The organism is Geomicrobium sediminis (assembly GCF_016908595.1).
GTDB lineage: Bacteria > Bacillota > Bacilli > Bacillales > Marinococcaceae > Geomicrobium_A > Geomicrobium_A sediminis.
This window is the reverse complement of record NZ_JAFBEC010000003.1, coordinates 248,183-259,246: the sequence shown is the minus strand read 5'-3', so window position 1 is coordinate 259,246 and position 11,064 is coordinate 248,183. Positions and strand designations below refer to the sequence as shown.

Here is an 11,064-nt window from a genome sequence, read left to right as displayed (position 1 = left end):
AGGAGAGATACGATGCACAGTGACGAAAAGCTCTTGCAGTTAGAAGAGATCTTGCAAGAGATGGGCACCGTAGTTGTCGCATTTTCAGGAGGGGTCGATAGTTCGTTTTTGCTTGCTGTTGCCCTTAAAACACTCGGCCCAAAACACGTACTGGCAGTTACCGCCAATTCCGAGACACTTCCAGAGCGCGAACTCCAAGATGCGATTCGAATTGCAAGCGAACTCGGTGCACCTCATCATATTATTGAAACGTCTGAGCTTGCCGTTGAGGGGTTTGAAGACAATTTATCGAACCGCTGTTATCTTTGCCGTGACAACTTGTTCCATAACTTAAAGCCAATTCTCGAAGATCAAGGCTTTGAGAACATTGTCTTCGGCTTAATTGCTGATGATATGGGTGAACATCGCCCTGGTGTGATCGCGGCACGTGAGCACGGTGTTCGAGGACCTTTGCAAGAAGCGAATCTATTTAAAGAAGAAATTCGAAGCTTTGCACGAGAGATGGGAATCTCTGCTTGGAACAAACCATCGTATGCGTGTCTTGCTTCTCGTATTGCTTTTGAAGAGAAAATTACGATTGAAAAGTTAGAAAAAGTTGACGCTGCTGAACACTTTATTCAACACTTAGGCGTTCAACAAATTCGAGTTCGCTCCCACGACAACATCGCACGTATTGAAGTTGATCCTAATGAAATGGCCATTGTTTTACAACATCACAAAGTCATCCACGAAAAATTGCAAGAAATCGGTTTTCTCTACATTACGTTAGATCTTAAAGGATACAAAAGCGGAAGCATGAACGCAATGATTAAAGGAGTCCCATCATGAGCAATGAACATCACGTCGACTTTGACCGGGAAAACCGCACTGGTTTTCCCGAGATCATTTACGGAGAAGGCAAAACCTCCACACAAATCATCAACATTATTCACGAGCTTCTTCCACGACATCACAAAGCATTAATCACTCGTATCGATGAAACAAAAGCCACAGAAGTCTTGCATCACATCCCAGAAGGTCGCTATAACGTTGCTGCTAGAACGCTCGTCTACGGGCAGTGCGATCCAATTGAACTTGGGCATGTACTCGTCGTTAGCGCAGGTACATCTGACGTCCCTGTTCGAGAAGAAGCTGTAGAAACAGGCCAATGGCTAGGTTGTCGCGTTGAGACGATGACCGATGTTGGGGTTGCGGGCATCGATCGCTTATTATCCCAAAAAGAAACGTTGCAAAACGCAAGTATCGTCATTGTGATCGCAGGCATGGAAGGTGCCTTAAGTTCTGTTGTGGCTGGACTCGTCAAGCGGCCCGTACTTGCAGTTCCTACTTCAGTTGGATATGGAGCGAATCTTGAAGGGATTACACCGCTCCTCGCAATGGTAAGTAGTTGTGCGTCTGGAATGAGTGTTGTAAACATCAACAACGGTTTTGGAGCGATGTATCAAGCCGCACAAATCTTGAAGCTTGCAGCTGATTTAAGCGAAGAAAGGTAGTTACAGATGAACACGTTATATATTGATTGCGTTTCTGGCATCGCCGGTGACATGATGCTCTCTGCCCTTGTTGACGCTGGCGCTAATGAAGAAACGATTATTTCCCAACTTAACACATTACCTATTGATCATTTTCATATGTCCTTTGACAATGTTGTCAAAATGGGAATCTCTTCAAAGTACTTACAATTAGATGTTCATGATCACGGGCATGCCCACGACCATAGTCATTCCCACGACCACAATCATTCGCATGAACACGGTCATGATCACGTACACCGAACGGCAAAAGATATTTTCCATTTAATCGAACAGAGCGAGCTATCAGAACGAGTGAAAGAAAGAAGCATTGCTGTCTTTACTGCAATTGCTCATGCTGAAGGAACCATTCATGGCATGAACCCTGATGACGTTCACTTTCACGAAGTTGGAGCGATGGATTCGATTATTGATATTATCGGGATCTGTATTGCTCTTGAAGATCTGAATATTGATCAGATCATCTCGTCACCTGTTCCAACAGGATCAGGGAAGTTGCATATGGCACACGGATTGTACCCAATCCCTGCCCCAGCGACAACCGAATTGTTAAAAAGCATCCCACTCGCACCACTTGAAGCGAAAGGCGAACTCACAACACCAACCGGTGCGGGAATCTTAAAGGCACTGGCATCCTCCTTTGGCCAAGTTCCTGAAGGGATCATTTCAGCAATTGGATACGGCGCAGGCAAAAAAGATTTCCCGAAGCATCCCAATGTCATGCGCGTGCTCGTCATGAATGATGTCCCAAAGCACCGTGAGCGCCTCGTGATCTCACAATGTCAAGTTGATGATATGACTGGCGAAGCGCTCGGCTTTGCGTTAGAAAGATTGTTTGAGCATGAGATATTTGATGCTTACTACACACCCGTGTACATGAAGAAAAATCGCCCTGGCGTTTTAATTACCGTCATTTCAAAACCCGGGCAAGCACAAGTAGTCGAACAAACGCTACTTAAAGAAACGAGTACGCTTGGCGTCAGACAAAGTACAGCAACGCGTAACCCGATGAAGCGTACGATGGAAACGCTCGACACACCACTCGGTGCGATTAACGTAAAACACGCAAGCACAGAGGACGGAATTGTAAAAAAGTCGTATGAATACGAAGACCTTAAACGAGCAGCGAATGAACATCACTTGTCATTACAACAAGTAATTGAAGCAACTTACGATTGGGAACGCGAGAATTCAAAGAAGTAGTAGACTTCTGCTCTCAAATCTATTGTTTGAGAGCAGAACTTTAGAGCGTCTACTTTCTAATCAAGAAACCGTGCCACTACAGGTTGTCGCCCTAACTCTCTAGACCAAATGGAAAGCTGACCGCTATGATGAATCTCGTGGGCGACCATATGATGTAGAATATCATCGACGGTCTGAACAGAATTGTCCCAAGAAACACTTACTTCATTATCTAGATCTCGATTGGTTAGGGAATGCAATCCTTGCTTGATCTCTTGATGAAAGCGATTGGATAACGCTTGAATTTGATCCAAAGATTGATGATCCGCATACTTCACCACTATGTCCTCTCCACATCGGATTACACGCAACCAACTATATTCCACTTCAACGATATGAAACAATGTATATAGTATACTGCCAACGCCCCCAACTCGATCTATTGTTAATTCTTCATGAGGCACTTCACGGCACCAATCAAACCACGCTTCTCGAATTCTCCAGTTGTACTCAAACAGCTTTAGCATCATGATCCCCCTCTTTTGTAATCAAACTATACCTCTGTACGATCAACACGACCCCAAAACAACTCTGTTTCATATAAGAACGGAACTTTACCATCTTGCTCATATCGGTTAAAAAGGCGCTGTAACTCAGCCATCATTGGCTCATAGTTCTCATGTTCAGGCATCGGTGTGTACGATGATGACATAATCCTCCCACGTAACCCTTCAAAATCAAACGTTTGCTGCATCTGAAAACGTGTTTTATGCATCGTGTTATCAGTAAAAAATGCCCGCAAGTCTTCATCAGCAATGTTCTTATGATTAACTTTAAAGTAGTCAATACCATAATGGTGCCATAGCCTCTCTAACTCTTCCATAAAAGGCGTTCCTGTTACTTGGCGCTTATTCCATATGAGAGCGACAGTTCCACCAGGTTTTAGTATTCGGCTAAACTCTTCTTTTACGGCTACTCGATCGAACCAATGAAAAGACTGAGCACATGTAATTGCGTCAACGGACTGATCTTCTAAACCGGTCGTTTCAGCAGAGCCTGCTGTCGTGTTAAATGCTTGATCGCCTCCGATTGCTTTTATTGATGCGTTACGCATGACCGGGTCAGGCTCTACCGCAATAACATGCGTCCCTCGTTCAACGAGCAACTTAGAAAATATACCAGTTCCCGCTCCAATGTCGGCTACTGTTGAATGATCTGAAACAATTTGATGTTCATATAAATAATCAATTGCTTCACGTGGATAGGTTGGACGATACTTCACATAATCTTCTACTCGCTTTGAAAACTTGTGTTCCATGTTCAATTCCGCCTCTCTTGTTCAGTAATCGAAGTATTATTATGGTAGAATACTTATATAACTTATTATTTTTTATTTTCTATCTATTCAAAAGTTAAAGATCAATTAAACCGTTGCTCAAGTGCCTACGAATCTCTTTTAGAAATTGCTCATCTTGTTGAGGCGAGATCCGCACACTACCAAACCATCCATTAGAATAATAGATTTCAAATCCATCTCCTGCCAAATGAAGCTTGTATCCACCTGAAGTATATCCCATCCCTCGAAAGCGCTCAATGCGAGTGATCTTTTCATATGGAATCGTACTTGTAATAGGTCCTGCTTGTACGTTTAATTGTTGCGCTGTGATTACATACTTCACCGTCACCAACATCCAAAAGCAAAGTGCAACGACCACGACTAAAAAGATGAACGGCAACCATTCCCAAATTGTTGTTGCACTAAATAGCAATGTACCACCAGCAAAGCAGACGACACTCAACATTACTAGGATAATGAAAGAGACAAAACGTTTGTCAATTCTAGATTGAAATGTCATGTTTCACCCACTCTCTTGAAAACTAAATTAAAAGGAAGTCACGATGCACAATATCATCGCTACTTCAGTTATGTTTCTATTAGGCATGTTATTTATCGGTGTAAGCTTACCTCTCTATTACAAGAAGATTAAACCGAATTACTTTTATGGGATCGTCCCTAACATTTATGAGTGCGATACAGATTGGTATGCTAAAAGCAAGCGAGGCGCTAAGAAAGTGATTGTCCTTTCAACGGCGACCTGTGTCATTAGCTTTATTCCATTAGTAATTCCAGATTTCTCTGCAACTATAGCAGCCATTTGGATCGTCGGATCTTGTACTGCAATTGTTATATCATTGCTACATACGTCCATCTCTGAATGGAAATTCAAGCGTTCGCTTTAAATAATCCCAATTAACGGTGAGAACCCGCCTTCTGACATGAAGAATACAAAGCCTGTAAACACAATTAACACAAAACAAACCGATGCCGTTAGTAAGTTTTGCGATAACTTGAATGCGTTTTCTCCTTTTTTGAATGCCCACAATGACATCACTAAACCGCTTACCGATAGTGTTAAACATAAAATGAACGCGACCCAAGGTAGAACTTCGGCAAGAAATGCTAAACCTGTGGAAAAAAACATCACCAAATAAAGAAATGCAAATAATGTAGCGAGATTCGATACACGATTTACCTTGGAACTCATGCCGCTCTTCTCCCCTTCCCCCGTTAAATGTCTTTACGCCATTCAAGAACGTATTCACCCTCATTCGTAGGCTCGTCAATCGCTTCCTTCTTCACGAGAAAACCGTTCTTCTCGTAAAAACGAATCGCTGATTTGTTCTTCTTGTATACGTTTAGAGTCACGACATCGTTCTGTTGCTTGGCGAAGTTTAGTAGCTCTTTTCCATACCCTTTCTTTTGTTTCGTAACATCAACAAAAAGTGCTGCAATGACGTGATCGACCATTGATAAAAATCCGACAATGTGCGATTGATCCCTAATAACATACGTCTTTGATTGCGGCAAATACGTTTCTTTCATTGCTTGCTTTTGCGACTTCCAATATGACTCGTCAATAAAGTCATGTGCCTGTACTGAACCTTCGTACCAAATGTCGATGAGTGTATCTAATTCTTCTTGTTTCGCAACGTTAATCTCCATTTGAATGATCCTCACTATTTGATTTGTCTACATCAACAACCTCAACACCGATCGCTAACGCACCGTAAGCTTTCTCTTCTTCAGCAGTATACAATTTATACGTTGCTTTCATCATCTCGTCCATCGTCCAGCCGCTACAGTCCATTTGCTCAAATGCAATGTCTTCGTATAAAGCGAGAAATAATTCGTATGAATTAAGAGTCGTCACCTTGCACAAAACAGTTCTTGCCAGATCGCCTTCAAGAAAAAATCGAATGCAATCACCAACTTGAACTGTACTTACTTGCTGATCATTTAATCTTACTTCGACTGTTTTGGTCTGATACACAATGGATTGAAAAGGTACGTTAAGCTTAAGTTATGGTTCATTTAGGTTCCCCCTTTATCGCTTCTGTAAAATGATACCAAGGATTAAACGAACCACGCGCAATGTACTTAAATTCAAATTGCGGTTAGTGAACATTTAAACTCCGATCAGAAGCGTCTTACTGCCTATAAGAATAATCTTCCTGTTTCTAACAAAGCCTAACTGCATTAGGAAACGGGAGGATTATGATGACTCGAACATCGGCTACTTATAATTTATGGTCCGGGCTGCTATTTGGACTCGGTATGATTGCGTTTATTGACGAAGTTTTATTTCATCAACTGCTTCATTGGCATCACTTTTATGACAAGTCTACGACCGATGTTGGCCTCGTATCAGATGGGTTGTTTCACGCCTTTAGTTGGTTTTCAACGATCGCTTCGTTATTTATGCTCGCTGGTCTTAGAAAAAATCACAGCTTTTGGCTAAAACGATGGCTAGGTGGCGTTTTTCTAGGCGCTGGCGTCTTTCAGCTCTATGATGGGGTTGTTCAGCATAAATTGATGAGAATTCATCAAATACGTTACGTAGAAAATGTCGCTGTTTATGATTGGATCTGGGGAATTGTTGCCGTATCTATGATCATTCTAGGTGGCTTCCTCATACTACAAACACGACGAGGATCAAGATGATGCTTTTGCTCGTAACGGTCGTCTCAATCATGCTTTATTGTTGGTATGGAATACGGACAAGCCACTCCACGAGGCTACGTAACTGGCCAATTTCCCGTTATGTTTTGTTCGCAGCTGGCATTTGCTCAATCTCTGTCGCTTTATCCTTTCACGCGCAAAGCCATCATAACTTTCAAGTACACATGTTCGTCCATTTACTTCTTGGTATGCTTGCCCCACTACTCCTCGTCTTAAGTGCACCAGTCACTTTGCTGTTAAGGGCTTTACCAGTTTCCTTTGCCCGATTCTTAACACGACTGTTGAGGCTGCGTTTCGTCAGTATCGTTACAAATCCTTTTGTTGCCATGCTATTGAACTTCGGAGGGCTTTGGATCTTGTATCAAACGATCCTGTTTGAATGGATGCACACGTTCTTCATTGTTAATGTAGCCGTACATGTGCACCTATTCATTGCTGGCTTTGTTTTTACGTCTTCCGTCCTTTATATTGATCCTGTCCCTCATCGCTTTTCCTTTCGCTTTCGAGCACTCGTTATGATCATTGGTTTCACTTTGCACTCTATACTTTCGAAAATCATTTACTCAGCGTCACTTCCCGGAGTTCCATTAGCTGATGCAAAACAAGGTGCAGTTTTCATGTACTATGGAGGAGATCTCATTGATGCATGTCTCATCGGAGTATTTTGTTTTCAATGGTACCGGAAATCGATGGTTCACGTGCCTTTAAACGAGTCGCTTAGCAATACGTAAGTTTGTTCAACAGAATTAGCCAAAAATGTAGATGAACAAACGTAAAACAATAATGATGACCGACCAGATGAGTATGAATTCAATGATTTTTCTTTTTCTCGTTTTTCTCGCTTTCTTCTCTATCCATCGGCGCTCCAACTCTACGTTTCTTTCTTCTGACCTAAACATCCAACCGAGCGTTGTTCCGATGTATGTGAATACGAAAAAGAATAGTAAATATCGAAAAGGAGGTAATTGAAAATAAATTAGAAAATAACCAATCGCGACAACAATGATAGTGGATAGAGGTATAGTTAGAAACGTACGCTTCTTCGATATTCTTCTTAACTCTTCGTAAGAGAGATCCACATTCATCAATTAGTTCACCTCTATACAACAATATTCTAAATTATTATTTCAATCTTAATTTATAGATATATTAACGCATTTTAGGAATACATAAACCGTCTAAGACAACTCCCACTTAATAATTAGATCTGTAGGCGTCTGTTTATAAAAATCCCGATATTCTTGAATGACTAGTGTTAATTGAGATAAGTCATCTGGTAAGGCAGGTGTAACAATATATTCGTAATGTCGGTGTCCTTGCGTTCCACCCCCACCCTTTCTTCTAACTTTATAGCCCTTTCCAATGTCCAATTCCAAATGAGAAACTTTTGATGATATAAAGCCTCGCTCTTCATTACTCGTATCCCAGTCCACTGTTAACTTAATCACGCTGGCATTTGTGTATTGAGCCACATAAGTCGTCGAATACACATAATCATCTTTCTCGAACCACTTCATTAATGGTACGTATTTTCTAAACTCTTTAGGCTCAATTTGAGGGCGGTACCTTTCTTCGTCCCAAGCATCCTTAAACAACAATTCCAAAAAGCGTTGAGCTAGATGAAACCGGTCGGCCCATTCACGCACATCATTCAATGGAGGGCATCCAGGATTGTTATTGGTCATCGCCTTACGCTGATGCAATAGGGCACAGATCTGTTCATCAATGTGATAGATTCTTTCATCGTAATAATTAACCGGTGGGTAATGACTCATGTTTCCTCCTCCTTTATGATTAAACGAACTTTTTATAGATTATATTAAGATTTCATGTGTGATTGCGGTGACTCATGTAAAGTTATGGAAAGCATTGCCTTGCCGGTAAAACGCCCTTATACTAAGTCTAACATGAAACGCGTGATCCCAAAGGGGAGTAGCATAAAAGCAGCTGTCGTCATTACGGGAGAGATCCTCGGCACTGCTGGCAACGATTTTGTTGCTTGCGAGACCTTTGTCCATCCAACGGTGGGCAAAGGTCTCTTTTTGTATTCCTTTGCCGCCATTCGTAAAGGAGTCTGTTCAATGAGCAAGCTAATGAAGCTACTTAAGTCAAAAGCCGTTCGTCAAGGAATTAAAGAGGCACAAAAGCACGTCGTTCCCTTCGTTAAAAAGGAACTGGCAAAAAGAAATGGGACGAAGAAAAGATAATGGTGTGCCTAGCTATAGATTACGAGCAATACGCGAGTAGCGTCACTTTCAAACAACTAAGATCATCCTATATAGTGGCAAGCGCCCATCCAGATTTATCAATTTGTGGAATTGGAAGAAGTGCTGTCGTGTTTAAGATTAAAGAACAAAAACGTGTAATAAAAGTGTATTATCCACCGTATCAACATGTTGCAAAAAACGAACAGATAAATTATAAGAAAGTCGCAGGAGATCCTCGTTATCCTAAGCTCTATGAAGTAGGTGATGACTATATTGTTCTCGATTACATTGAGGGGAAAACGTTTTTTCAATGTTTACAAGAAGGGATTCCTATTCTCCCTGAGCATGTGAAACAAGTCGACGATGCACTGCTCTTCGCTCGTAACCGCGGGCTTAATCCATCGGATATTCACCTACACAACCTAATCATTACGAAACGTGGTGACGTCTGTATTATTGATATTGCGCGTTTCTCTCAGTCTAAACCATGTGAGCAGTGGAACGACCTAAAGTCAGGCTATTACAGGTACTATCATAAAGCTTATTTTCCTTCTAAATTACCAAAGTGGCTCATGGACGTTGTAGCTGCGCTATATCGAACACGTAAAGGAACAAGCAATCACACTTAATGTGACAGTCCTTACAAATGCAATCTCTACATTGCGTATTAAAACGACTATAAAAATATTTGAACCTTTTTCTGTTTCAAAACGTATGAACAATAAAGGGAGGAATGATTGTATGGAAATGAACGCATTTGAATCTTACGCCACACCATTTTTAGAAGCATTCAAAACACCTGGAACGATGGTTGCACTCTCGAACCCGAAGTATCAACAAAGTTTTGGTTACCGCAACGTAGAGGGACAACAGCCAATTGATGAAGATACGATCTTTGGCATCGGTAGCGTCACGAAGGTGATGACGTGCATGGCGATTATGAAGCTACAAGAAGAAGGAAAATTGTCTGTGCATGACACAGTCACTACTTACGCACCCGAATTCTCAGCTTCTGAAGACCAACGCTCGAAAGACATGACGATTCATCATATGATGACGCACACTTCTGGACTTCCGCCACTCGATACGCTTTTTTATGCGAATAAGAAGAGCGTTTCAAATGAAGAATTCAAAGCAATGAGCGATCATTTAGACGTAAATACGCCGAGTATTGATACAGAGGACGAGTTTTTCTCGTATTTGCGATCGAAATCTTATCGTCTACTCGCCGATCCTGGTGAAGTCTTTAGTTATTCCAACGATGGATACTCAATTCTCGGATACATTATTGAACGAGTAAGTGGTCTCTCTTACGCAGACTATATGCAAGATGAGATTTTTTCTCCAGCTGGTATGAAACGAACGTTCTTTTCTCCTAAGAAACTTGAAGACTATGAAAATGTTGCGATGTTATACACGATGGAACAAAAAGATAACGAAGCCTTTACTGAAGCATCGCCTACTTGGTGGGATGCACCAACAATGTGGTCCGCAGGGTATGTTAAATCAACTGCAAAGGATATGCTTTTATTCGGAAACCAATTAATTGAAAGCAAAGCTACTATTCTTTCTGCAGATAGTTTGAAACAACTCACCACGCAACACGTACAAATCGAACCTGATCTCTACTACGGTTATGGCATCATGATTCGTACCGATTTCTTCGGTCGACGAACACTTGAGCATGCTGGGGGTATTAAAGGGGTCTCTGCACAACTTACTGTGCTACCCGATGAGAAAACTGCTGGGGTTTGTTTAACAAACATTGCCGGAGCACCCGCTTCCTCTGTACTTGAGAGTGCTTTAAAAGTAGCCATCGGGGAGAGTCCCGATACACCAACAGTCACTTATGAAGATGTAGAACTATCAAACGAAAGCAAGCAATTTATGCTCGGTACCTATAAAGCAAACGAAGGACAATCATTAGAAATTGTTGAAAAAGACAATAAGATATTCATCGTCGTAGAAGGCCAAGAAGTCCCAGCACGAATGGTCGGCGAGCAAATGTTAACTCTTCACATGTATGGGATGGAGCATTTAATTCAATGGAACGGTAAGAACTTATTATTTGGCTTTCGACAGCTTGAGAGAGTGTAGCGGTCGCAGTCGTTTGGAAATAGAA

The 11,064-nt window shown here is 41.6% G+C and carries 17 protein-coding genes; 9 read left to right on the top strand and 8 right to left on the bottom strand.

The annotated features are described in order from the left end of the window. Nucleotides 1-12 precede the first annotated feature (12 nt). The 3 genes from larE to larC are packed head-to-tail and all read left to right on the top strand — an operon-like array spanning nt 13 to nt 2,735. Nucleotides 13-828 (top strand): ATP-dependent sacrificial sulfur transferase LarE, encoded by an 816-nt coding sequence (larE, locus tag JOD17_RS06790; protein WP_204696453.1) that lies wholly within the window; start codon nt 13-15, stop codon nt 826-828. Next, entirely contained in the window at nt 825-1,493 is a 669-nt protein-coding gene (larB, locus tag JOD17_RS06785; protein ID WP_204696451.1) for a nickel pincer cofactor biosynthesis protein LarB, read from the top strand. Before larE ends, larB begins: the two co-directional genes overlap by 4 nt. Nucleotides 1,494-1,499: 6 nt before the next feature. Continuing rightward, nucleotides 1,500-2,735 carry a nickel pincer cofactor biosynthesis protein LarC gene (gene larC, locus JOD17_RS06780; protein ID WP_204696446.1) on the top strand — a complete coding sequence of 412 codons (1,236 nt, stop codon included), beginning with the start codon at nt 1,500-1,502 and terminating at the stop codon, nt 2,733-2,735. Nucleotides 2,736-2,791: 56 nt separating this feature from the next. Here the strand turns inward: larC and JOD17_RS06775 are convergent, their stop codons facing one another. The 3 genes from JOD17_RS06775 to JOD17_RS06765 all read right to left on the bottom strand — a co-directional run bounded on the left by JOD17_RS06775 (nt 2,792) and on the right by JOD17_RS06765 (nt 4,570). Next, nucleotides 2,792-3,241, bottom strand: a complete 450-nt coding sequence (locus JOD17_RS06775) for a DinB family protein (RefSeq protein WP_204696444.1) — start codon at nt 3,239-3,241, stop codon at nt 2,792-2,794. Between the two features lie 26 nt (nt 3,242-3,267). Further along, nucleotides 3,268-4,032, bottom strand: coding sequence for a class I SAM-dependent methyltransferase (locus tag JOD17_RS06770; RefSeq protein ID WP_338028765.1), 765 nt, complete (start codon nt 4,030-4,032; stop codon nt 3,268-3,270). 94 nt (nt 4,033-4,126) lie between these two features. After that, a complete protein-coding gene (locus JOD17_RS06765; RefSeq protein ID WP_204696442.1) occupies nt 4,127-4,570 on the bottom strand; it encodes a PH domain-containing protein in 444 nt (147 codons plus the stop codon). Nucleotides 4,571-4,613: 43 nt separating this feature from the next. Between JOD17_RS06765 and JOD17_RS06760 the strand changes: the two genes are divergently transcribed. Continuing rightward, nucleotides 4,614-4,955 carry a hypothetical protein gene (locus JOD17_RS06760; protein ID WP_204696441.1) on the top strand — a complete coding sequence of 114 codons (342 nt, stop codon included), beginning with the start codon at nt 4,614-4,616 and terminating at the stop codon, nt 4,953-4,955. Here JOD17_RS06760 and JOD17_RS06755 read toward each other — a convergent pair. Genes JOD17_RS06755 through JOD17_RS06745 form a run of 3 tightly spaced genes read right to left on the bottom strand, consistent with a single transcriptional unit; the run spans nt 4,952 to nt 6,046 of the window. Beyond that, a complete protein-coding gene (locus JOD17_RS06755; protein WP_204696440.1) occupies nt 4,952-5,260 on the bottom strand; it encodes a hypothetical protein in 309 nt (102 codons plus the stop codon). The two genes, JOD17_RS06760 and JOD17_RS06755, sit on opposite strands and share 4 nt — an antisense overlap. A 23-nt stretch (nt 5,261-5,283) precedes the next feature. Next, nucleotides 5,284-5,718, bottom strand: a complete 435-nt coding sequence (locus tag JOD17_RS06750) for an N-acetyltransferase (RefSeq protein ID WP_204696438.1) — start codon at nt 5,716-5,718, stop codon at nt 5,284-5,286. Continuing rightward, on the bottom strand, nt 5,708-6,046 hold the full coding sequence (locus JOD17_RS06745) for an ASCH domain-containing protein (protein ID WP_338028764.1): 339 nt from the start codon (nt 6,044-6,046) through the stop codon (nt 5,708-5,710). Before JOD17_RS06745 ends, JOD17_RS06750 begins: the two co-directional genes overlap by 11 nt. Before the next feature lie 227 nt (nt 6,047-6,273). On the opposite strand from JOD17_RS06745, the gene JOD17_RS06740 reads away from it, so the two are divergent. Both JOD17_RS06740 and JOD17_RS06735 read left to right on the top strand, forming a co-directional pair. Then, the gene (locus tag JOD17_RS06740) at nt 6,274-6,717 is read left to right on the top strand and encodes a DUF2243 domain-containing protein (protein ID WP_420827930.1); all 444 of its coding nucleotides are present in this window, start codon (nt 6,274-6,276) and stop codon (nt 6,715-6,717) included. After that, entirely contained in the window at nt 6,714-7,466 is a 753-nt protein-coding gene (locus JOD17_RS06735; RefSeq protein ID WP_204696434.1) for a cytochrome c oxidase assembly protein, read from the top strand. The genes JOD17_RS06740 and JOD17_RS06735 overlap by 4 nt, the downstream gene beginning before the upstream one ends. Before the next feature lie 15 nt (nt 7,467-7,481). On the opposite strand, the gene JOD17_RS06730 is transcribed toward JOD17_RS06735, so the two are convergent. Further along, complete coding sequence (locus JOD17_RS06730) at nt 7,482-7,820, bottom strand: hypothetical protein (RefSeq protein WP_204696433.1); 339 nt, start codon at nt 7,818-7,820, stop codon at nt 7,482-7,484. 93 nt (nt 7,821-7,913) lie between these two features. Continuing rightward, nucleotides 7,914-8,510, bottom strand: coding sequence for a hypothetical protein (locus JOD17_RS06725; RefSeq protein WP_204696431.1), 597 nt, complete (start codon nt 8,508-8,510; stop codon nt 7,914-7,916). A gap of 84 nt (nt 8,511-8,594) precedes the next feature. Between JOD17_RS06725 and JOD17_RS06720 the strand changes: the two genes are divergently transcribed. The 3 genes from JOD17_RS06720 to JOD17_RS06710 all read left to right on the top strand — a co-directional run bounded on the left by JOD17_RS06720 (nt 8,595) and on the right by JOD17_RS06710 (nt 11,039). Beyond that, nucleotides 8,595-8,942, top strand: coding sequence for a hypothetical protein (locus JOD17_RS06720; RefSeq protein ID WP_204696429.1), 348 nt, complete (start codon nt 8,595-8,597; stop codon nt 8,940-8,942). A 128-nt stretch (nt 8,943-9,070) separates the two neighbouring features. Then, nucleotides 9,071-9,571, top strand: coding sequence for a protein kinase family protein (locus JOD17_RS06715; RefSeq protein WP_338028763.1), 501 nt, complete (start codon nt 9,071-9,073; stop codon nt 9,569-9,571). A gap of 112 nt (nt 9,572-9,683) precedes the next feature. Next, the gene (locus JOD17_RS06710) at nt 9,684-11,039 is read left to right on the top strand and encodes a serine hydrolase domain-containing protein (protein WP_204696426.1); all 1,356 of its coding nucleotides are present in this window, start codon (nt 9,684-9,686) and stop codon (nt 11,037-11,039) included. Nucleotides 11,040-11,064: the final 25 nt, after the last annotated feature.